The sequence below is a fragment of the Pseudomonas sp. Irchel 3A5 genome, assembly GCF_900187575.1.
GTDB classification, from domain to species: domain Bacteria; phylum Pseudomonadota; class Gammaproteobacteria; order Pseudomonadales; family Pseudomonadaceae; genus Aquipseudomonas; species Aquipseudomonas folii.
Genome location: NZ_FYDU01000006.1, coordinates 40964 through 63467, shown reverse-complemented (window position 1 = coordinate 63467; position 22504 = coordinate 40964). Strand labels below are relative to the sequence as shown.

The 22504-nt window shown below is 56.3% G+C and carries 21 protein-coding genes; 16 read left to right on the top strand and 5 right to left on the bottom strand.

What is annotated here, in order from left to right:
• Positions 1–180 precede the first annotated feature (180 nt).
• Complete coding sequence (locus CKW31_RS11230; RefSeq protein WP_176469869.1) at positions 181–1422, top strand: glutamine synthetase family protein; 1242 nt, start codon at positions 181–183, stop codon at positions 1420–1422.
• Positions 1423–1476: 54 nt separating this feature from the next.
• Positions 1477–2847, top strand: coding sequence for an MFS transporter (locus CKW31_RS11225; RefSeq protein WP_095094574.1), 1371 nt, complete (start codon positions 1477–1479; stop codon positions 2845–2847).
• 221 nt (positions 2848–3068) lie between these two features.
• Here the strand turns inward: CKW31_RS11225 and CKW31_RS11220 are convergent, their stop codons facing one another.
• From CKW31_RS11220 to flgA, 4 genes are all read right to left on the bottom strand, one after another.
• Positions 3069–3815 (bottom strand): flagellar brake protein, encoded by a 747-nt coding sequence (locus tag CKW31_RS11220; RefSeq protein ID WP_095095143.1) that lies wholly within the window; start codon positions 3813–3815, stop codon positions 3069–3071.
• 82 nt (positions 3816–3897) lie between these two features.
• Positions 3898–4362 (bottom strand): flagella synthesis protein FlgN, encoded by a 465-nt coding sequence (locus tag CKW31_RS11215; RefSeq protein WP_095094572.1) that lies wholly within the window; start codon positions 4360–4362, stop codon positions 3898–3900.
• A 49-nt stretch (positions 4363–4411) separates the two neighbouring features.
• A complete protein-coding gene (flgM, locus tag CKW31_RS11210) occupies positions 4412–4729 on the bottom strand; it encodes a flagellar biosynthesis anti-sigma factor FlgM (protein ID WP_095094570.1) in 318 nt (105 codons plus the stop codon).
• A gap of 184 nt (positions 4730–4913) precedes the next feature.
• On the bottom strand, positions 4914–5672 hold the full coding sequence (gene flgA, locus CKW31_RS11205) for a flagellar basal body P-ring formation chaperone FlgA (protein ID WP_095094568.1): 759 nt from the start codon (positions 5670–5672) through the stop codon (positions 4914–4916).
• Positions 5673–5751: 79 nt separating this feature from the next.
• On the opposite strand from flgA, the gene CKW31_RS11200 reads away from it, so the two are divergent.
• The 7 genes from CKW31_RS11200 to CKW31_RS11170 all read left to right on the top strand — a co-directional run bounded on the left by CKW31_RS11200 (position 5752) and on the right by CKW31_RS11170 (position 12828).
• On the top strand, positions 5752–6684 hold the full coding sequence (locus CKW31_RS11200; RefSeq protein ID WP_027902539.1) for a chemotaxis protein CheV: 933 nt from the start codon (positions 5752–5754) through the stop codon (positions 6682–6684).
• Positions 6685–6728: 44 nt separating this feature from the next.
• Positions 6729–7556, top strand: a complete 828-nt coding sequence (gene cheR, locus CKW31_RS11195; RefSeq protein WP_176469860.1) for a protein-glutamate O-methyltransferase CheR — start codon at positions 6729–6731, stop codon at positions 7554–7556.
• A 411-nt stretch (positions 7557–7967) separates the two neighbouring features.
• Positions 7968–8375 carry a flagellar basal body rod protein FlgB gene (gene flgB / locus CKW31_RS11190; RefSeq protein ID WP_095094566.1) on the top strand — a complete coding sequence of 136 codons (408 nt, stop codon included), beginning with the start codon at positions 7968–7970 and terminating at the stop codon, positions 8373–8375.
• Positions 8376–8378: 3 nt separating this feature from the next.
• Positions 8379–8819: a flagellar basal body rod protein FlgC gene (gene flgC, locus CKW31_RS11185; protein WP_027898659.1), complete on the top strand. Its 441-nt coding sequence runs from the start codon at positions 8379–8381 to the stop codon at positions 8817–8819.
• 13 nt (positions 8820–8832) lie between these two features.
• Positions 8833–9513 (top strand): flagellar hook assembly protein FlgD, encoded by a 681-nt coding sequence (locus CKW31_RS11180; protein ID WP_095094564.1) that lies wholly within the window; start codon positions 8833–8835, stop codon positions 9511–9513.
• Between the two features lie 28 nt (positions 9514–9541).
• Positions 9542–10882, top strand: coding sequence for a flagellar hook protein FlgE (gene flgE / locus CKW31_RS11175; protein WP_095094562.1), 1341 nt, complete (start codon positions 9542–9544; stop codon positions 10880–10882).
• Between the two features lie 197 nt (positions 10883–11079).
• Positions 11080–12828 (top strand): flagellar hook-basal body complex protein, encoded by a 1749-nt coding sequence (locus tag CKW31_RS11170; protein ID WP_095094560.1) that lies wholly within the window; start codon positions 11080–11082, stop codon positions 12826–12828.
• Here CKW31_RS11170 and CKW31_RS11165 read toward each other — a convergent pair whose 3' ends face one another.
• Positions 12829–13020: a hypothetical protein gene (locus CKW31_RS11165; protein WP_095094558.1), complete on the bottom strand. Its 192-nt coding sequence runs from the start codon at positions 13018–13020 to the stop codon at positions 12829–12831. It abuts the gene before it with no gap.
• A 1041-nt stretch (positions 13021–14061) separates the two neighbouring features.
• Here CKW31_RS11165 and CKW31_RS11155 point away from each other — a divergent pair.
• The 7 genes from CKW31_RS11155 to CKW31_RS11125 all read left to right on the top strand — a co-directional run bounded on the left by CKW31_RS11155 (position 14062) and on the right by CKW31_RS11125 (position 22482).
• Complete coding sequence (locus tag CKW31_RS11155) at positions 14062–14799, top strand: flagellar basal body rod protein FlgF (RefSeq protein ID WP_095095135.1); 738 nt, start codon at positions 14062–14064, stop codon at positions 14797–14799.
• A 46-nt stretch (positions 14800–14845) separates the two neighbouring features.
• Positions 14846–15634 carry a flagellar basal-body rod protein FlgG gene (gene flgG, locus CKW31_RS11150; protein WP_027898281.1) on the top strand — a complete coding sequence of 263 codons (789 nt, stop codon included), beginning with the start codon at positions 14846–14848 and terminating at the stop codon, positions 15632–15634.
• Positions 15635–15727: 93 nt separating this feature from the next.
• Positions 15728–16441: a flagellar basal body L-ring protein FlgH gene (flgH, locus tag CKW31_RS11145; protein ID WP_027898282.1), complete on the top strand. Its 714-nt coding sequence runs from the start codon at positions 15728–15730 to the stop codon at positions 16439–16441.
• Positions 16442–16454: 13 nt separating this feature from the next.
• Complete coding sequence (locus tag CKW31_RS11140; RefSeq protein ID WP_095094556.1) at positions 16455–17564, top strand: flagellar basal body P-ring protein FlgI; 1110 nt, start codon at positions 16455–16457, stop codon at positions 17562–17564.
• Positions 17565–17575: 11 nt separating this feature from the next.
• Entirely contained in the window at positions 17576–18796 is a 1221-nt protein-coding gene (gene flgJ / locus CKW31_RS11135; protein WP_095094554.1) for a flagellar assembly peptidoglycan hydrolase FlgJ, read from the top strand.
• A 10-nt stretch (positions 18797–18806) separates the two neighbouring features.
• A complete protein-coding gene (gene flgK, locus CKW31_RS11130) occupies positions 18807–20852 on the top strand; it encodes a flagellar hook-associated protein FlgK (RefSeq protein WP_095094552.1) in 2046 nt (681 codons plus the stop codon).
• Between the two features lie 13 nt (positions 20853–20865).
• Positions 20866–22482 (top strand): flagellar hook-associated protein 3, encoded by a 1617-nt coding sequence (locus tag CKW31_RS11125; RefSeq protein ID WP_095094551.1) that lies wholly within the window; start codon positions 20866–20868, stop codon positions 22480–22482.
• Positions 22483–22504 lie beyond the last annotated feature (22 nt).

Genomic DNA, 22504 nt, shown 5'->3' with positions numbered 1-22504 from the left:
TTGAAAGTCTTCACACGTGGTGCGTATTTTGTACGTCCAGCTACGAAGCGGTTCGTAAGAAAAGGAAGGATTCGAGTCATGACCAGCGATGGCCAAAACCCGCTCGCGCAGAGATTGACGGGCATTGATGAAATTGAATGCATCACCCCTGATCTAAATGGAATACCCCGCGGCAAAGTGATGACTGCCGACGGATTCCTTGAAGGTCGGCGTTTGCAGATGGCCCGGGGTGTTCTGTTGCAATGCATCATGGGCGGGTACCCGTCGTCGCGTTTTTACGGTAGCGACGACGGTGATGTGGCAATGATCCCCGATGCGCAGCAGATCCATCGCTTGCCGTGGAGTGCCGAGCCTCGTGCACTGGCGATCTGTGATACCGAGGAACTGGGCGGCGGAGCCTGTAACCTGTCGACCCGAAGCTTGCTTAAAGCCGTTATCGCCCGTTATGCCGAGCGTGGGCTGGCGCCGGTGGTTGCCACCGAGTTGGAGTTTTTTGTCTTTGCGCCAAATCCCGATCCGGCCAGGCCTTTTCAGCCGCCAGCCGGGATCGATGGCCGTCGCGAGGAAGGGTATTCGGCGTTCAGTGTCAGCTCCAACAACGGTTTGCGGCCATTCTTTAGCGAGGTCTATAAGTGCATGGCGGCACTGGGTTTGCCCCGTGACACCTTCATGCATGAAATGGGCGTCAGCCAGTTCGAGATCAATCTGCTTCACGGCGATCCGCTGCTGCTGGCCGATCAGACGCTTCTGTTCAAGCACCTGCTCAAGGAGGTGGCGCTCAAGCACGGTTTGATCGTGGTGTGTATGGCAAAACCGCTGGCGCATACGGCGGGCAGTTCGATGCATATCCATCAGAGCGTGGTTGATTCGGTCACGGGCGCGAATGTGTTCAGTGATGAGCAGGGCGAGCCAACGGGGCTGTTCCGGCAGTTTATTGCCGGTCAGCAAGCTTGCATGGCCGACTTCACGGCGCTGCTTGCGCCTAATGTGAACTCGTATCAGCGCCTGTGTCATCCGTTTGCGTCGCCGAACAATGCCTGCTGGTCTCATGATAATCGTGCAGCAGGTTTGCGTATCCCTGCCAGCGGTCCCTCGGCCAGACGGGTCGAAAACCGCTTGCCGGGAGCCGACGCCAATCCTTATCTGGCGATAGCTGCGAGTCTTGCAGCGGGGCTTCATGGTATCGATCAGCAGCTGGAACCAACGCCACCGACCCAGGGCGACATCCATGTGCCGGATGAATTGTCATTGCCATGTACCTTGCATGCCGCTCTGGAGCGTCTGAAACGCAGTCAGTTGGCCAAGGAACTGTTTGGCGTTGAGTTCATCGAAGGCTACATCGCATCGAAGACCCTGGAACTGACCAGCTTTTTTGATGACATCACCCCCTGGGAACGGCGCATTCTGGCTGCCCAGGCTTAAGAATCGTGTTACAGGAGTCGTCCATTCCGGCGGCTCCTAATTTTTGGAAAGTCGATGCGCCAAATCTGGAAGTCCTTTCAGGGGCTGTATTTTGCCTCCCTGATGATGTTGACCGGCTCCGGTCTTCTGAGTACGTACCTTGCCTTGCGATTGTCCGCTGACCAGGTCGATGGCCTGTGGATCGGTGCGTTGATGGCCGCCAACTACGTGGGTCTGGTGCTGGGTGGCAAGGTAGGGCATCGCCTGATCGGTCGTGTCGGGCATATTCGTGCGTACGCCACCTGTGCGGGGATTGTCGGGGCGGCGGTGTTGGGCCTCGGCCTGATCGACTGGCTGCCGGCCTGGCTATTCCTGCGGATGATCGTCGGCCTTGGCATGATGTGCCAATACATGGTGGTCGAGAGCTGGCTGAACGAGCAGGCGGCCGCCAAACAGCGTGGCATGGTGTTCAGCGGTTACATGATCGCGTCCTACCTTGGCCTGGTGCTGGGGCAGATGATTCTGGTAGTTCACCCAGGGCTGGGGCCTGAGCTGTTGATGCTGGTTGCCATGTGTTTTGCCCTGTGTCTGGTGCCGGTGGCCATGACTCGCAGCATTCACCCGGCGCCGCTGCATCCTGCGCCATTGGAGCCGCGCTTCTTTATCAGTCGGGTGCCGCAATCACTGACGACGGTGCTGGGGTCCGGACTGATTGTGGGTGCCTTCTACGGTCTGGCACCGCTGTATGCTGCGCAGCAGGGGCTGTCCACAGAGCATGTCGGTATGTTCATGGGGTCCTGCATCATGGCTGGTCTATTAGTGCAGTGGCCGCTGGGCTTGCTGTCTGACCGCTATGACCGTGCGCAGTTGATGCGGGCGTTTGCCGGGGTGCTGGCACTGGCTGCGTTGCCGTTAGCGTTGCTGCCAAGCATGCCGCTGGAAGTGTTGTTTGTGGTGGGCTTTGTGGTGTCGCTGGTTCAGTTCAGCCTTTATCCTCTGGCCGTCGCATTTGCCAACGACCACGTAGAAGGTGAGCGTCGTGTATCGCTGACGGCTATGTTGTTGATGACCTTCGGCATTGGCGCGAGTATCGGTCCGCTGGCCGCAGGTGCTCTGATGAAGGCGTTTGGGGCCAACATGCTCTATGCGTTCGTGTGCCTGACGTCGCTGGTGCTCGTGGTGCTGATTCGTCCTAAAGCCGTGACTCACCTGCACCAGGTGGACGACGCACCCCTGCACCACGTCGCGATGCCGGACAGCATGTCCAGTTCGCCGCTGGTGGTTGCGCTTGACCCGCGGGTCGATGAGCAGGTGGTTCAGGATCAGATGCAGACAACAGTTGAACCGGTGGTTGAGCCGGAGCCTGAGGTTGAAGCGGCGGTTGAGGCCAGGGCTGAAGGGGAGGCTGATGGGGTTGTGCAGGATGAAGAGATCAATCGGCCTTAGCCTGGATTGGGTAGGGCGGACTGGATTGTATCTGTAGGAGCTCACGAGCAACGCGAGGCAGCGATGGCGGTATACCTGACCCGCCGTCATCGCTGCCTCGCGTTGCTCGTGCACTCCTGCAGAGGCAATTCAAAGGCAAGTCTCGATCAGCAGAATTCGTATAACAAAAAAGGCGATTACGCTCACCGCGCAATCGCCTTTTTAGCAACCCAAGACTGCTGTCAGAAGTCGTCATCCTTGTCGAAACGACGCGCTTCACGCTGCAGTTGGTACACAAAACGCTCAACCTGACGCTGGACCAGCCCGCTCATGTTATGGAAGCGGATCCCGGCAAAGGTCGTGTTGACCCTTTCTTCGAAGTGCAGATAACGCAATTCAACCGGTGCTGTCATGGTGCCGAAGGGCAGTTGAGCCACGAAACGCTCATACACCTGACCCAGCTGCATACGCTCTGAAACGTCGCCCTCAAAGCGAAGTTTGCAACCTGTCGCCGAGATATCCAGTAATTTGCCGCTTAAAGGGAATTTCAGTCGGTCGCCGCCCATCTCGATGCTGACCAGTTGGGCCAGCTTCAGTGCTGCACGGAACGCATTGCGACGCTGATGATAGATAACTTCTGCTGGCAACGGGCCGCGGTAGAAACGCTCGCCGTTAGCTTCGTGGATGGTCATCTGGTCGGTGCTTTCCCAGGCGATTCGCACGCCGTCATGGAAGCCTTCGACACGGTACGCTTCACCGTTGGCGAGGAATTTTTCGCCGTCACGGGGGATCATTTCGTCGAGTGCGATGACATCGCTTTCGCGGTCGACCTCGATCAAATAACTTTGAAAACGCTGTGTGCGCTCATGAAAAGTAATGATCAGCGGATCATGACTTTCAAGTAGCAGCCGCAAGTTGGCGGCAATTTCCAAAGGCGTATTCAGTACCTTTGGGGGCTGCGGAGCATCGTCCGCGCTTGAGCCATTCACTTTTTTCCATCTCCAGGCAAAATACGACAGCAACGCAATATCGGGCATTTTGCCAGCATGCAATGCGCCTTGATACAGAAAACTACGCTTGGCTTAACGGCCGTGGCTTTGCTCGGCCCGATGTTGACCCACGGTTGTCATACAGCGTGGGCATATCACCGGTCAGTATTCGTAATTGATGTGCAGTGGAAGCCTGCTGCATCACGATAGAACTGCCATTCTTTGTGTTGACGAGCTGGCACTGAGTGATCACTGCGCTCAGCTCGTCGCCTGCCTTGATCAACTGTTCGCCCAGCGAGGAGCTGGCGGCAAGCGCGCTCAGGCCATTGCGGTCCGGACTCAGTCCTAACCCGCTAAGGATCTGGCTGCGTTTGCGGCCATGCTGTTCGAGCAATACCACCAGCGCCTGCTTTTTAGCCAGAACATGCTCCATCTCGGCCATGTCGCGGCCGATCAGGGCAAGCGATTCTGCCTGCAGTATTTCCAGCAGTTGCTGGGCCGGGACCATGTCTTCGGTCATCAGTTGAAGCAAAGTAGTGTCTTGCATCGCATGCTCTGGTTTTTAAGCGTCCAGAAGATACCGCGCGAGCATTGGGCTAGCGCGAAGCTTCGAAATTAAGCAGCTTGCTGGCTACACGGTTGCTGTCCACTTTATAGCTGCCATCTGCGATCGCTTGTTTCAACTCCGCCACGCGGGCGCTGTTGACGGTCGGCAGTTCGCCCAGCTTGTCAGTGATCTTTTGCAACTGTTGAGACTCACTGCTCAGTTTTACGGATTCGCCGGTGCTGGCGGTTTTTTCCAGTGCGCCGGTTTTAACCGCTGCTTCTGTCTTGCCTGTTTCTTTAACGCTGTTGGTACGTGTCGTGCCGCTAACCGCGTTGCCGCTGTTCAGTCTGTTGAAGTCAATGACCATGATAAAAACCTCTGGGTAATTGGACGCTTGCCATGGTTTCGACCAAATGCAAAAAAACTTTAGCCTGCTAAGTGAAATCCATTTGCGTTTTGCGCAGCCAATGGACCTCGAACCGCAGAAGTTGTTTCGCAGTCTAGGAAAAACAAGCGTTTCACGCCAGTGTTCTATCGCGCCGCATAGCTGATCACATAGGGGCCTCCACCTGTCCAGGCCCGGTAATGTTGGCCTTTATGATGCGCTTTGAGTTGAGGTTCTTGACCCGTATCTGTTCGTTGAACGTCCCGTCAGACAACGCTTCGCCCGGCATCCGCACGGAGATGGAGCCGCTGCGAGCGGTGATTACCACCTGATCACCCTTTTTTACCATCTGGGGCTGTTCCAGAAAGTTGGGTGCAATGATTTGGTCGATGACCATTGGTCGGAGGATCTTTTGCCCAACGGCCTGATCTTCAGCGGATAGAAAACCCTGACCCAGCAAACCAATGTCGCGCTCGCGCATGGCGATGTCCTGCTCGGTAATCACCGCGTCACGCTTGAGCGGGCGAACGGCAGTCACCACATTGCGGAACAACCGCACCTGGGCGGGTACAAACACCGTCCAGGGCGACGAGCCCTCGCAGCGCACCCGGGTAGTCACGCGGCCTACGGGGCGCGGACTTTCAAGGCTTGCTGTCAATTCCTTGTCGCAAAAAGGCATGCGAAGACGAGGGTCCAATTGACGCACTTCAATTTCGTAGCGCCCTTCGATCTGGGCAGTCGCCAAATACTCTTCAACTGTGAATTCAAGAAACCCCTGAGTGACGCCGATAAGTTGTTCAGGCAATGTGAAACTGTCTGCCCGACTGGTATTCACCAAGGCAGAAAGACACAGCAAAGCCAGCGAACAGAGCAAGATGCGGTTCTTGAAGATGGCGTGTCGGGAAATTGTCGTTTTTGCATTCATGACGTATGAAAAGCAAGGCCCGTGCCGCTTACCTGACCAGGTGCTGTGGCGATGGTTACTTTGATAGGGGAGTCGCAGCATGGCCGGTGTAATGGATTCAGTGAACCAGCGAACACAGCTGGTTGGGCAGAATCGCCTTGAGCTCTTGTTGTTCCGTCTCAATGGCAAACAGCTTTATGGGATCAACGTCTTCAAGGTGAAGGAGGTGCTGCAATGCCCCAAGCTCACTGTGATGCCTAAATCCAGTCGGATTGTGCGCGGCGTTGCGAACATTCGTGGCGGGACGATCCCGATTCTCGATCTCGCCATGGCAACCGGTTTGCCAGGGCAGATGTCGATTGATAACGCGTTCGTGATCATCACTGAGTACAACACTAAGGTTCAGGGTTTTCTGGTGGACTCGGTCGAGCGCATCGTGAACATGAACTGGGAAGAGATCCATCCGCCACCCAAGGGAACGGGTCGCGATCACTACCTGACGGCGGTGACGCGGGTCGATAACCAGTTGGTGGAAATCATCGACGTCGAGAAGATTCTTGCGGAAGTGGCACCGATGTCGGAAGCCGTGTCTGTCGGTGTGATCGACGAGGAAACCCATCACAAGGCCATTTCTCTGCGAGTGCTGACGGTCGATGACTCTTCAGTGGCGCGCAAACAGGTCAGCCGCTGTCTACAGACTGTTGGCGTGGAAGTGGTTGCGCTTAACGACGGTCGTCAGGCACTGGATTACCTCAAGCAGATGGTCGCTGAAGGCAAGAAGCCTGAAGAAGAATTCCTGATGATGATTTCCGACATTGAGATGCCGGAAATGGACGGCTACACGCTCACCTCCGAGATTCGTAATGACCCTCGGATGCAAAAACTGCACATCGTTTTGCATACTTCTCTGTCAGGTGTGTTCAATCAGGCTATGGTGAAGAAAGTTGGCGCGGATGACTTCCTTGCCAAATTCCGGCCTGATGACCTCGCCGCACGTGTTGTGGACAGAATCAAGGCAGCAGACATCAGCTAGGGGCGTCGTTCCTGGTGGTTTTACATGATTTGAGAGGCGGCATCTTGGCTACGGGTAATTTGGATTTCGAGCAGTTCCGGGTATTTTTGGAAAAAGCCTGTGGCATCCTTTTGGGTGAGAACAAGCAGTACCTGGTTTCCAGTCGCCTCAACAAGTTGATGGAACAACAAGGTATCAAAACCCTTGGCGAACTGATCCAGCGCATCCAGTCACAGCCACGCAGCGGTTTGCGCGAGCAGGTGGTGGATGCGATGACGACCAACGAAACCCTGTGGTTTCGCGACACCTATCCGTTTGAGGTGATGAAGAACAAGGTTCTGCCCGAGGCCATCAAGGCTGCTCCCGGTCAGCGCCTGCGCATCTGGTCGGCCGCCTGCTCTTCGGGTCAGGAACCGTACTCGCTGTCGATGACCATCGACGAGTTTGAGCGCAGCAATTCCGGGCAGTTGAAGAGCGGTGCGCAGATTGTTGCCACTGACTTGTCGGGGCTGATGCTCACCAACTGCAAGTCGGGTGAGTACGACAGCCTGGCAATCGGTCGGGGTTTGTCTCCGGACCGCTTGCAGCGCTACTTCGACGTCAAGTCGCCGGGTCGCTGGGCCGTCAAGGCTCCGATCAAGAGCCGGGTCGAGTTTCGTGCGTTTAACCTGCTGGACAGCTACGCGAGTCTGGGCAAGTTCGACATCGTCTTTTGCCGTAACGTACTGATCTACTTCTCGGCTGAAGTGAAGAAAGACATCCTGCTGCGCATTCACGGCACACTCAAGCCGGGCGGCTATCTGTTCCTCGGTGCTTCCGAGGCGCTGAATGGTCTGCCGGATCATTACCAGATGGTGCAATGCAGCCCGGGGATTATCTACCAGGCCAAGTAAGCTTCTTTGTTGTTCAGGAAAGAGACCTTCGGGTCTCTTTTTTTGTTTTTACCCTGCAGTGACTGAGCGCATTCGGTGAGCTTGGATGTGCCAGATGTTGATTTGCTAGCTGTTCCATTGCCTTCGCGGGCAAGCCTCGCTCCAACGGATAGCGACTGTTGGAGCGAGGCTTGCCCGCGAAGGCGTCGGTGCGGCTAAAGCGGAAATGCAGGCATACCCCGGCAACTGGCAACTTTACGGCACTCACCTTGCCGCTTATGCCGCTCTCAGCGGAAATGACTTGCCGCTTTTCTGGCATCACCCCTGCCGCTCAGCCCTGCAGCCCTGTGAAAATGGGCTTTCCACAGATTGGCACGCTGATTGCTATGTCTCTATCAAGAAAATCTGGTCAACCGGTAAAGGTTTCCCGAAATGAGCATCAGCTTCGATAAAGCGCTAGGCATTCACGAAAAGGCACTCAGCTTCCGCGCTCAGCGTGCAGAGGTCCTGGCTAACAACATCACCAACGCCGATACGCCGAATTACAAGGCGCGTGATCTGGACTTCTCTTCTGTGCTGGCCGCCGAAAGCGACAAGGTCAAGAGCGGCAAGTTTGCGATGAATATGACCAACAACCGTCATATCGAAGCTGAAGGCATGGGCAACACCGACGGCACGCTGATGTATCGCACACCGTCGGCGCCGTCGCTGGATCAGAACACCGTCGACGCTCAAGTGGAAGGCGCCAACTACGCGGAAAACTCCGTCGGTTTCCAGGCCAGCTTCACCTTGCTCAACAGTAAATTCAAAGGGTTGGTTGCAGCCCTTCGTGGAGAATAATTCATGTCTCTAGCCAACGTCTTCAACATTGCCGGTAGCGGCATGAGTGCTCAGACCACTCGGTTGAACACCACCGCCAGTAACATCGCCAACGCCGAGACTGTGTCTTCGAGCATGGACCAGACTTATCGCGCCCGTCACCCGGTGTTCGCGACAGTTTTCCAGCAAAGCCAGCAGGGCGGCGGTTCGCTGTTCCAGGATCAGGGTGAAGCCGGTCAGGGTGTACAGGTCAACGGCATCATTGAAGATGCTTCCAACCTCGAAGCGCGCTACGAGCCGAATCATCCGTCTGCCGATGGCAATGGGTATGTGTACTACCCGAACGTGAACGTCGTTGAAGAAATGGCCGACATGATTTCTGCCAGTCGTTCGTTCCAGACCAACGCGGAAATCATGAACACCGCCAAATCCATGATGCAAAAAGTCCTGACCCTCGGTCAGTGATAAGGGGCGCGTAATGGCCGTTGAAAACGATGTATCCGCGAAATTCATAAGTTCGCTGCAAAACCCGACTGCAACCAAGACCAGTTCCAATGACGCGTTAGGCAAGGATGCGTTTCTGCAGTTGCTGGTTACCCAGATGAAGAACCAGAACCCGCTGGAGCCACAGGATAACGGGGAATTCGTTGCCCAGTTGGCGCAGTTCAGCAGCCTGGAAAGCATGCAGAACCTGACAACTACCGTAGATGGCATTGCTGGCCTCTATCAGTCGTCTCAAGCCCTGCAGGCTTCTTCTCTGGTCGGCCGTTCAGTGGTTGTCAATGCCGGTGCAACCTCGGTTGATACCGCGAAAGGCATGACGGGGTCGGTGGTTGTGCCTTCATCCAGCACGACAACCAACGTCAAGATTTATGACGCGCAGATGAATCTGGTCAAAACAGTGGACATGGGTAGCCAATCTGCGGGTACCTCAAGTTTCACTTGGGACGGCACCAACGAAGCGGGTGAAAAAGTCGCTTCCGGCAACTACAGCTTTGTGGCTTCAGGTTCTCTTGACGGTACTGCAACAGGCCTCGCCACATACTTGCCTGCCACGGTCAACAGTGTGACCACCGGGGTCAGTGGTGGAGAGATGACACTAAATCTGGCGGGCGGTCAAAGTATCGCGCTGTCCAAAGTACAAACTATCGGAATTTAGAGCCGACTCGACGGCGAAGGAGTGTTACATGTCATTCAATACCGGTCTTAGTGGGCTCTACGCAGCAAATAAAAGCCTCGACGTAGCAGGCAACAACATTGCCAACGTTGCAACCAATGGGTTCAAATCTTCCCGTGTGGAGTTTGCTGATCAGTACGCGCAATCCATTCGCGGTACTTCCGGCAATACCAACGTTGGCAGTGGTGTAAGAACCGCAGCAGTGTCCCAGCAGTTTACTCAGGGCACCTTGACCACCGGCACCGCTAACAGCCTCGACCTGGCAATCAACGGTAATGGTTTCTTCATGATCAGCAACAACGGCGAGAAGCTGTACACTCGCGCGGGTGCTTTTCATACCGATAAAGAAGGTTACATCGTCAACAGTTCCGGCATGAACCTGCAGGGCTATAACGTTGATGCCAACGGTAACGTGGTAACGGGTGTCTCCCAGAATCTACGGGTTGACTCTTCGAACCAGGCGCCAAACCCGACAGCGAAGATCTCGCTCGCGTCGAACATGAACTCTACCGCGACGGTGCCTGCTGTCACTCCGTTCGATCCGAGTAATACCGCTTCTTACAATTTCCCTATCAGCACTGCGATCTATGACTCACAGGGGAACCAGCACACTCTGGATCAGTACTTCGCCAAGTCCGGTACTAACACCTGGACGATGTACTCGCTGATTGATGGCCGTAGCATCAGCGACCCTACCAACGCTGATTTGGCGACCGCTACCACGCCGGATCAGACAACGTTGAGCTTTGACTCTGCGGGGGCTCTGATCACTGACCCGTTGCCGACGTCAAGTGCGAATGTCGTGGTTAACGCCGACGGTACGTTCCAGATATCCAACTGGAATCCGGCTTATAACGCGGGCACTGCAACGGTTCCCAACTGGGTTGATAACGGCGCGGCTGCTGCTGTAGGCGGTATCCAGCTGGACATGCTGTCGACTACACAAACGGCTTCTGTGTCGGGCGCTATCACCAAGTCTCAGGATGGTTATGCGACTGGTCAGATCAGTTCCATGAGCGTTGACGCTACCGGTAACCTGTTTGCGAGTTATACCAACGGTCAATCCAAGGTGATTGGTCAGGTCTCGCTGACCAACTTCGCCAACGTGCAGGGGCTGTCTCCAGCCGGTGGTACCAACTGGCGTGAAACCTTCGCCTCAGGTGTTCCGGTTACCGGCGCTCCTCAGTCGGGTACGCTGGGCGACATTTCCGGTCAGGCGCTGGAGGATTCCAACGTGGACCTGACGTTAGAGCTGGTTAACCTGATCAAGGCGCAAAGTAACTATCAGGCGAACGCGAAGACGATCTCTACGCAAAGCACTATCATGCAGACCACTATCCAGATGACGTGATAAACGTCGCTGCATAAGCTGCTTGAAGAGCCCCTTTTTGAAGGGGCTTTTTTATGGGAGTCAAATAATAAACGACGTCCTACATTGAATATTAAATCCCGGATCGGTCACTCAATGACTATGGAAATTTCCTACTCGCAATGATGTGAGAATCAAAACTCCTCAATAAAAGCCGTTGACGGTTAAAGGGAGTTTTAATGTCGTTTAATATTGCTATTGGTGGAATAAAGGCTGCTAACAAGCGGCTGGAAGTGGCGGGCAATAATATTGCCAACGCCGGAACGGTGGGATTCAAATCCTCGCGTGCGCAGTTCTCCGCGTTGTATTCGTCTTCACACCTGGGGAGTGGGCAGAACGCTGCCGGTGATGGTGTGCGTTTATCGGAGGTGCGACAGAACTTCAATCAGGGTGACACCATGACCACCTCGGGCCGCCCCCTGGATATGCGGATCCAGGGCAATGGCTTCTTTGTGGTCAGTGAGCGCGGTTCGCTGGCTTATACGCGTGCCGGAGCATTCCTCAAGGATGCCGACAATTTTATCGTCGACAGCGAAGGCGCGCGTTTGCAGGGATACGCGGGCAACGAGAGGGGCGAGATCATGACGGGGGTGCGCAGCGACCTGAAAATTGATGCTTCCAATATTGCGCCCAAGGCAACCACGAAGATTGCCGAAACAGTCAATCTGGATACGTCACTGCCGTCCCTTGCGCAGTTGCCTGCATTTGATCCGGCCAACCCTGCGACTTACACGCGGATGACCAGCCGAACCATTCAGGACGCAGGCGTCGCGTCAGCCCCGCCGGTGGATCACGAACTCAAACAGTACTTCGTCAAGACCGACGAGAATCAATGGTCGATGTATGTGTTGGTGGATGGCCGTAATCCTGCAGATCCTGGTAGCACGACTCCGCAGCATGTCACGCTGGAGAAAACAGCGAACGGAACGCTGCAATACTCTGGCAACACACAACACATCCGGAAGGTATCGGACACCGAGTTTTCGCTGCACGGCTGGAGGCCAGCCAAAGAGGTGAACGGTAATTGGGTGGTCAATGGTGCTGCGGATGGCGGGGCGGTGTCTTTATCCTTGAACGATGGTGCTACAAGCGCCCTCGACGATAGTGATGCCGTGATGGTCCGGCCCGTGCCGGTCTTCGACCCCACCAACCTGAAGACCTACAGCAGAGTCTTTGCCAACGCGATTTTTGACGGTCAGGGCAATCAGCACGAGCTGAAGAAATACTTCGTCAAGGACGGGACCAACAGTTGGCGGATGCATGTGCTGATCAATGACCGTAATCCTCAATCGCCGGAGTCGATGGAGCCTTTGACGGCCAACGTTGTTTTCAATCGAGACGGCTCGTTGAAGTCGTTGGTCGGTATGCCGGGGCTGTCCGGTAATGGCGCAGATAGCCTGCAGCTCGAGGGCTGGGTGCCAGCCATTGTTCAAGATCGCGGGACCAGTCGTGAGCGCTGGGTATCCAATGGTGCCGCGGGCAGCGACGGCGGTATTGCCATTGATTTGACGGGGTTGCGCCAGCACAACGGTGCTTCGAATCGTTCGGCACAGCAGGTGGATGGACATCCTTCGGGGAAATTAAGCGGTTTGACGATGGGGCGCGATGGCGTGCTGCGGGCGGGTTTTACCAACGGTCTGACTCGTGATGTCGGTCAGGTGATGCTTGCCAGTTTCGCTAATCTTCAGGGGTTACAGCCGCAGAGTGACACGCGCTGGAGCGAGACGCGTGCGTCGGGGCCTGCCAATTTTGATGAGCCGGGTGTCGGGACGCTGGGGGTCATTATTGGTCAGTCGCTGGAGGGTTCCAACGTGACGCTGGCTGATGAGTTGATTGAGCTGATTCAGGCGCAGACGGCCTATCAGGCGAACTCTAAAGCGATTTCAACCGAAGTGACGTTGATGCAGACGTTGATCCAATCGACGTGATCAGATTGAACAGTCGGGTTTGATAAAGGAGCCATTCAGTCGCTTCCAGCCCTCGCCGGGGCTGGTTTGCGCACAGACGATGCGGTCCGCACCTTGCCACCGGTAGTAGCGGGCGTTTTTCGCTTGCACGGTGATGCTTGCCAGTGCAATGGCTGCGGTAAGGATCAAGGTAAAACCTGCATGAGTTTTCATGTCGGTTGGCGGGTGCTCTCGGGGGTAAGTGCTGGGTGCAAGACTATCACTGTGTGGGGGGGCTACAGATCTTTTATGTCTTGTGTACATATCCGTTGTCGCGTTCATGGCTTCTATTGGTTGCGCTTTTACAGCGCGTCACTTTCGAAGAGCGCGAAAGTAACCAAAGCGCTCTTACCCCACCACTTGGCACCTCGCTGGTGCTCGGTGTACCCGCCCGCAGATCCTGAACCGTGGGCCGCCGCAACGGGCCATCCATGGCCCAATGCGGCTAACCCGGCGTCCTGCCGGGTTGCCCACGGTTCAGAATCTGCGGGCGGCCATCGTGGTTTAACGGGGCGCCACAGATCAAAATCAAAAACGCGGCGGCCTGACAGCCGACCTGATTGTGTGAACTTTCCGGGTTTCTGTAGGAGCTGCCGAAGGCTGCGAAGCGGTGTGTCAGACGATGTATTCGTTGGCTGTGCTGACGTCTCGCGAACAAGTTCGCTCCTACCGGTCCGCGGTGAAACCGCTGCTTTTGATCTGCTTTTGATTTTAGGCGCCCCGTTAAACCACGCCGGCCGGAATTCGATATTGTTGTGTGGGGCAAACCGGCAGGGATGCCGGTTTAGCCGCCTCAGGCCATGGATGGCCGGTGGCGGCGGCCCCACGCAGCAATGTCGGATTACGGGTATGCCGAGCGACAGCGAGGCACCCAGTGGTGGGGCAAGAGCGTTTTGCTTACTTTTGCGCTGTTCAAAAGTGAGGCGCTGTAAAAGCGCAACCAATATCAGCCGTCACCCCAACAACGGATATGTACACAAAAATCACTACACGGAACACACAGCGTAGTTTTTTTGGCGGCCCAACCCGAGCTCCGCAGGAAATGTGGCAATCCGCCGCCGCATTTCCATCCCGTGCTTCAGTCTCCACGACGAGCACGCCTGTTTTTGCTGAACAATCAGTGCTTTGTATCATCTCCGACAAGTTGGTCCGGATATTGCTATCTCCCTGTTAGAACAGCTACAGACGGCAAACGTCTGTCAGAGGAGGATGACTGTGGACAAGTTGCTTTACGTCGCGATGAGCGGTGCATCTGAAAACGCCGTTGCGCAAAAGGCCCATGCCAACAACCTGGCTAACGTCTCGACCAACGGCTTCATGCGTGACCTCGAACAGGCGCGTTCGATGCCGGTGTTTGGCGAGGTTCAGCCTTCCCGTGCCTATGCGATGAGCGAACGTCCCGGTACTGACTTCAGTGGCGGCGCAATGATCCAGACCGGTCGTGACCTCGATATTGCGGTCAAGGGTGATGGCTGGATTGCCGTTCAGACGCCCGATGGTGGCGAGGCTTATACACGCAGCGCAGGCATGAATATCGATGCCGTCGGTGTGCTTCGGGCTGGCAATGGTTTGCCGGTCATGGGCAACGGCGGTCCTATCGCCGTGCCACCGCAGCAACAGATTGAAATCGGCGCCGACGGCACCATCAGCGTTCGCTCGCTGGGTGAGAGCGCTCAAGTCATGGCTCAGGTCGACCGTATCAAACTGGTCAGGCCAGATGTGGGCACCATGGAAAAAGGCGCAGATGGCCTGATCCACCTGAAGAGCGGTGCAGCGGCTCCAGCCGACGCCAACGTTCAGGTCGAGTCGGGCTTTTTGCAGGCGAGCAACGTCAATGCCGTGGAAGAAATGACTTCCGTTCTGGCCTTGTCCCGCCAGTTTGAATTGCACGTCAAGATGATGAAAACCGCTGAGCAGAATGACGAATCCGCCACGCGCATCTTGCAGGGCTAACCATTGACAGCTTGCGTCGATAAACCGACGCACGAGGAGAGAAAGAATGCTTCCTGCACTATATGTCGCGAAAACCGGTCTCGCCGCTCAGGACATGAACCTGACGACCATTTCCAACAACCTGGCAAACGTATCGACCACAGGCTTTAAAAGTGATCGCGCTGAATTCCAGGACCTGCTGTATCAAATCAAGCGTCAGCCGGGTGCTCAGTCGACTCAGGACAGCGAACTGCCGTCCGGTCTGCAACTGGGTACCGGTGTGCGCATCGTCGGTACGCAGAAAAACTTCACCGCCGGCAGCCTGGAAACCACCGAAAACCCACTGGATATCGCAGTGAACGGTCGTGGTTTCCTGCAGATCATGCAGCCTGACGGCACTATCGCCTACACCCGTGACGGTACGTTTCACCTGGACGGCAACGGCCAGATCGTGACCGCCAATGGTTACGCGCTGGAACCTGCCATCGTAGTGCCGCAGAACGCCCAGACTTTCACAGTGGGTCAGGACGGCACAGTGTCGATCACCTTAGCCGGTGCGACTGCAACGCCACAGATTATCGGCAACATCCAGACGGCTGACTTCATCAACCCGGCGGGTCTGCAAGCGCAGGGCGGCAACCTGTTCCTGGAAACAGCATCCAGTGGTGCGCCGCAAGTCGGTACGCCTGGCCTGAACGGTCTGGGTACCACGCTGCAGAACACCCTTGAAGCATCCAACGTCAGCACCGTTGAAGAGTTGGTCAACATGATCACCACTCAACGTGCTTATGAGATGAACTCGAAAGTCATCTCGACGGCTGACCAGATGCTGCAGAACCTGACGCAGAATCTGTAACACCTTGATCGACCTGTTTGACCTGTTGCTGTACCCGCTCAATTCGATGAGGCGCCTGCCCGGCGCCAGTTACACCGCGAGGTTTTAAGTGTCATGAAACGGCTATCTGTTCTGCGGTTTTCTGTGTTGGTGGTGCCATTCTGTGGAATCGCTCTGCTGGCAGGCTGCGTTGCGCCTAATGCCAAGCCTAATGACCCTTATTACGCGCCGGTGATGCCGCGTACGCCATTGCCCGCAGCGGCAAACAATGGCTCGATTTATCAGGCGGGTTTCGAGCAGAACATGTATGGCGATCGGAAGGCTTTCCGGGTCGGCGACATCATCACTATTACCTTGTCGGAGCGGATGGCCGCGAGCAAGGCTGCAAGCTCGGGCATCTCCAAGAACAGCACGGCAAACATCGGCCTGACCTCGCTGTTCGGGTCGGGGCTGACGACCAATAATCCGATTGGCAGTAACGATTTGAGCCTCGGCGCTGGTTACAACGGCGCACGCACCACTGCCGGTGATGGCAAGGCTGCCCAGAGCAACAGCCTCACCGGTTCGGTCACGGTGACCGTTGCCGACGTCATGCCCAACGGCATCCTTGCAGTCCGCGGCGAGAAGTGGATGACGCTGAACACCGGTGACGAGCTGGTGCGTATCGCCGGCCTGGTTCGTGCTGACGACATTGCGACTGACAACACCGTTTCGTCCACTCGCGTGGCCGATGCGCGCATTACGTATTCAGGTACTGGTGCATTTGCCGATTCGAGCCAGCCAGGCTGGTTTGACCGGTTCTTCCTCAGCCCGTTGTTCCCTTTCTGATAGCGGGATAAACATGATCAATCTCAAGCAATTGCTCGCGGCAGCACTGCTGTTGTCTACCGCGTTCGGCGCCCATGCCGAGCGTTTGAAGGACATCGCCAGTATTTCCGGCGTACGGGCCAACCAGTTGATCGGTTATGGCCTGGTCGTGGGGCTTAACGGAACGGGTGACCAGACCACTCAGACCCCGTTTACCTTGCAGACCTTCAACAACATGCTGGCCCAGTTTGGCATCAAGGTGCCGGCCGGTTCCGGCACGGTGCAGTTGAAAAACGTCGCGGCAGTGGCGGTGTATGCAGACTTGCCTGCGTTCGCCAAACCAGGCCAGACCGTTGACATCACCGTGTCGTCGATCGGTAACTCGAAAAGCCTGCGGGGCGGTGCGCTGTTGATGACACCGATGAAAGGTGTCGACGGTAACGTCTATGCCATCGCTCAGGGCAACCTGGTGGTCGGCGGCTTTGATGCCGAGGGCCGCGACGGTTCGAAAATCACGGTCAACGTTCCGTCATCCGGTCGTATTCCTGGCGGCGCTTCTGTTGAACGAGCAGTGCCGAGTGGCTTCAATCAGGGCAACACGCTGACCCTGAACCTCAACCGTTCGGACTTCACCACTGCCAAGCGCGTGGTGGACAAGATCAATGACTTGCTCGGTCCTGGCGTTGCTCAGGCGCTGGATGGCGGTTCGGTGCGGGTGACCGCGCCGCTGGATCCGGGGCAGCGCGTTGACTATCTGTCAGTGCTGGAAAACCTTGAAATCGATCCGGGTCAGACTGCGGCCAAAGTCATCATCAACTCGCGTACCGGCACCATCGTGATCGGTCAGAACGTTAAGGTTTCGCCCGCTGCTGTGACTCACGGCAGCCTGACGGTGACCATCACCGAAGACCCGATCGTGAGCCAGCCAGGCGCACTGTCCGGTGGTCAGACGGCGGTGGTACCACGCTCCAAGCTTAATGCTCAGCAAGAGTTGCACCCCATGTTCAAGTTCGGTCCTGGTACCACGCTTGATGAGATCGTCCGTGCCGTTAACCAGGTGGGCGCTGCGCCCGGCGACTTGATGGCAATCCTTGAAGCATTGAAACAGGCCGGCGCCTTGCAGGCCGACCTGATCGTGATCTGAGGACACTGTTAATGGACATGCCCAAGAGCGCGGTTTCTTCAGGTATCGATTCAGGTGCGTACACCGACCTCAATCGCCTGAGCTCGTTGAAAACCGGTGATGTGAACAGCGATGCCAACCTGAAAAAGGTTGCGCAGGAGTTCGAGTCGCTGTTCGTCAGTCAGATGCTCAAGGCGATGCGTTCTGCCAACGAAGTGCTGGCCAAGGACAATCCGATGAATACCGCCGCAACCCGGCAGTATCAGGATATGTACGACCAGCAGATGTCCGTGACGTTGTCCGGGCGTGGCAATGGTATCGGCCTGCAAGACGTGCTGATGCGTCAGTTGTCCAAGACTCGCAACATGCACACGGCTGCTACAGCTGATGCGGCAAAAGGCGATGCTTCGACCGCTGCCAGCGGCCTGGCTGCCAGCGTTCAGCAACGGCCGTTGTGGGCAACCCGTTCAGCCTCAAGTGACAAGACCGCTGCAGTGGCAGAAGGGCGCAACGATGTGGCTGCGCTCAATTCCCGCCGCCTGGCATTGCCCAGCAAACTTACGGATCGTCTGCTGGCGGGCATCGTGCCGTCGGGTGCCACTGAGCTGTCGCCTGTTGCGCGCAGCAACGTCGCCAGTAAAAGCACGGGCAGCGGAAACGGCGACTGGACCATGGACCCGAATCTCGCGCCAGCGACCCCGCAATACGTGCGCAGTATTGCTCAGCCGCCGTTGGCTCCGGCCAAGCGTGCGTTCGGCAATTCCGATGAGTTCATGGCGACCATGTTGCCGCTGGCCAAGGATGCTGCTGCGCGCATCGGCGTCGATCCGGCGATCCTGGTGGCGCAAGCCGCACTGGAAACCGGTTGGGGCAAGTCGATCATGCGTCAGCAGGATGGCAGCAGCAGTCACAACCTGTTCGGCATCAAGGCGACGGGTAGCTGGGACGGCAAGCAGGCGCGGGCAATTACCAGCGAGTTCCGTGACGGCAAGATGGTCAAAGAGACGGCGGACTTCCGTTCCTATGACTCCTACGCAGACAGCTTCCACGACCTGGTCAGCCTGTTGCAGAACAACAATCGCTATAAAGAAGTCGTGAATTCTGCCGATAACCCAGAACAGTTTGTAAAAGAATTGCAGAAGGCTGGATACGCTACGGATCCAGACTATGCCAGCAAGATTTCGCAGATTGCGAAACAGATGAAGAGTTACCAGAACTACGCCGCCACTACGGGCTCTTCCACGACTTTATAAGGTTTTAATCATGTCGCTGCTTTCAATTGGGTTATCTGGGCTGTCAGCAAGCAGTGCCGCGATGAACACCATCGGTAACAACACGGCCAACGTGGATACCGCGGGTTATTCGCGTCAGCAGGTCATGACCACTGCTTCGTTGCAGCAGAATCTGGGTGCTGGTTATATCGGCACCGGGACGACGCTGTCCGACGTTCGTCGGATCTACAACAGCTACATGGATGCCCAATTGCAAACCAGCACCGCGCTGAGTGCCGATGCGGTGGCTTACTCAGGGCAAGCGTCCCAGACCGATAAGTTGTTGTCGGACAGCGCCACCGGTATTGCTACGTCGCTGTCGCAGTTTTTCACCCAGTTGCAAGGGGTGTCGAAACTCGCTACCGACTCGAACTCCCGGCAACTGTTTTTGACCCAGGCCAGCGCGCTCAGCGGTCGTTTCAACTCGATCAGCTCACAGCTCAGTTCGCAGAACGCTTCGGTTAACAGCCAGTTGTCTTCCACGGCGGATCAGGTCAACAAGCTGTCGTCGACCATTGCCTCGCTCAATAAGCAGATCACGTCGGCGACGGCGACCGGCGCGACACCTAATACCATGCTCGACTCGCGTAACGAGGCCGTGCGCCAGCTCAATGAGCTGGTCGGTGCCAAGGTGGTCGAGAACAACGGCAGCTACGACGTTTACATCGGTACCGGGCAGTCGCTGGTTACAGGCAACACCGCCTACACCATGACGGCTTCACCGAGCGCTACCGATCCGCTGCAATACGGCCTCAAGCTGACTTACGGCACCGCGAATGTAGATGTCACGTCGGTCATCACTGGCGGCAGTATCGGTGGTCTGCTGCGTTACCGCAGCGAGGTATTGACCCCGGCGACCAACGAGCTCGGCCGGGTTGCGCTGGTGCTGTCCGATCAGGTCAACAGCCAGTTGAATCAGGGTATCGACGCTAACGGTAACTTTGGCTCCAACCTGTTCAGCAGCATCAATGATCCGAGTCAGATCAGCCAGCGCAGCATCGGTCGTGCAACCAACACTGCCGGTTCAGGCAATCTTGATGTCACGATCACTGACACCAGCAAATTGACCTCCAGCGATTACGAGGTTGTTTTTAACGACGCCGGTGACAACAAGAAATTTATTGTTCGTTCTTTGCCGGACGGTACTTCTGTCGGCAGCGGCAGTCTCGATGACAATCCGCCCAAACAGTTCGACGGCTTCTCGGTCAGCCTCAATGGCAACAACATGGGGTTCGGTGACAGCTTCAAATTGACGCCGACCCGCAATGCGGCGGCACAGTTGTCAACCGTGATTTCCGATCCGCGCAGTCTTGCCGCTGCTGCACCGCTTACGGCGACCGCTGCTGCCAACTCGGGTACCGGTACGTTTACCCAGCCGACACTCACGACTAAATCGGACATCTACGACACGGTCGCAACAGCGGACCTGCGTAACGCAATCACCACCTCTACGCCGATGAAACTGCTGTTCGGCACGGCGTCAGGGGGTGTTCAGAGCTATCAGTTGCTGGACGCTCAGGGCAACGCGGTGCTGGACAAGAACGGTAGCGCCATCACTGGCAATATTGTGCCAGGGCAAAGCAACACGCTGACCTTTAATGTGGGTTACACCGATTCTGCCAGCGCTGCTCAGTCCTTTTCGGTCGAGATGACCATCGCGGGGTCGCCCAACAACAATGATGCCTACAACATTGGCCTGACCGGCGCGGGTTCTGCCGACAACCGCAATGCGACCGACTTGTTGGCTCTGCAGACCAAACAGACGGTGGGTGTCAACGGTACGGTCGGACAGAGCATGTCTGGCGCTTACGGAACGCTGGTTTCAAACGTCGGTTCGGCGGCTGCTCAGGGGCTTAGCGATACCACAGCGACTGCCGCACTGTTGACCCAGTCAAAAAACTCACGCGATGCGATATCCGGCGTTTCCCTCGATGAGGAAGCCGCCAACCTGATCAAGTATCAACAGTACTACACCGCGTCTTCGCAGATCATCAAAGCGGCGCAGTCCATTTTCAGCACGCTGATCAACAGTCTTTAAGGGGGCGTAATCCATGCGTATTTCAACTGCTCAGTTTTACGAAACCAGTACCGCCAATTACCAGCGTACCTATGCCAAGGTGAACCAGACGGGCGAAGAGGTCGCCAGCGGGATCAAGCTCAATACTGCTGCCGATGATCCGGTGGGTGCTGCACGAGTGCTGGAGTTGTCCCAGCAAAACTCGATGCTGACTCAGTACGGTGCCAACATCAGTACCATTGGCACCAATGTGACCAAGTCCGAGACGGCCTTGAAGAGTATTCAGAATTCGCTGCAAAGGGCGTCGGAACTGATTATTGCCGCAGGTAACGGTACTTACACAGACAACGACCGTAAATCCGCCGCTGACGAATTGAAAGCGGTTCAGACCCAAATTCTGGGGCTCATGAACAGCCAGGACGCCAACGGCGAGTATCTGTTTTCCGGTTCGAAGACCTCGACAGCACCGTACTCCCTGAATTCGGACGGCACGTACTCTTACAACGGCGACCAGACTTCCATCAACCTCGCCATTGGCGACGGCTTGAGTGTGGCCAGCAATACCACCGGCTGGGATGCTTTCGAGACGGCAGTCAACAGCACGCGCACCTCGTCGACTCTGACCTCACCGGCAACCAATGACGGCAAGATCAGCCTGTCCGGGGGGAGTGTTGCGTCCAGCGCTGCCTACTCGGCGGAATACCTGGCAGGGCAGCCTTACGAGCTGACTTTTTTGAGCAGTACGCAGTACAAGATCACGAGTCTGGCGACCAACACTGACGTCACAATCGATGCGAGCAGCGGGGGTAATTTCTCGTCGGCAAATGCCGCGTCCCAGACGGTTAATTTTCGTGGCGTACAGTTTTCGCTCAATGTGAACCTTACGGATGCCGAACGGGCCGATCCGGCGCTTGCCGACGCGGCTATTGCCGGGCCTCCTGAGCGTACCTTCACTCTGGCTGCCACGACAGACAAAATCAGCACCACGCGCAGCAACGGCAACACGTCCGGTGCAGTGATTACCGGTGCAGCGGTGGGCAGCAGTGCCGCAGAGATGGCAGCGTATAACAATACGTTCCCTGCCGGTGGCGCGGTCCTCAAGTTCACCTCGGCTACCGACTATGCGTTGTATGCCTCGCCGATCACCAGCAGCAGCACGCCGGTTTCCAGCGGTACGATGACGCTGACGCCACCGAACACGACCATCAGTGCTTCCGGGATCAACTTCACGATCAATGGCACGCCAGATATCAATGACCAGTTTGTGGTCAAGGGCGGCACTCAGAAGACCCAGAACGTACTCAATACCCTGTCGTCGGTGATCACTGCGCTGAGCACGCCAGCCGATGGCAATCCAGTGGCTGGTCAGAAATTGCAGGCTGCTCTGGATTCTGCTCTGGGTAACATCGCCAGCGGTACCGAGAGGGTTTCCACTGCCATTTCCGCTGGTGGTGCCCGTCAGGCCAGTGCCGATGATCAAGGTGTGACCAATGATCTGCTCAAAGGCAACAACAAGCTGGAACAGGGCAAAATTACCGACTCCGATCCGGTTGATGCCATCGGGCGTTTGACCATGCAGCAAACCATGCTGACGGCTTCGCAGTTGGTATTTACCAAGCTTGCACAGTTGAACCTGTTCAGTCAGTTGTAAGTGCAACGCCGCAGAAATGCGG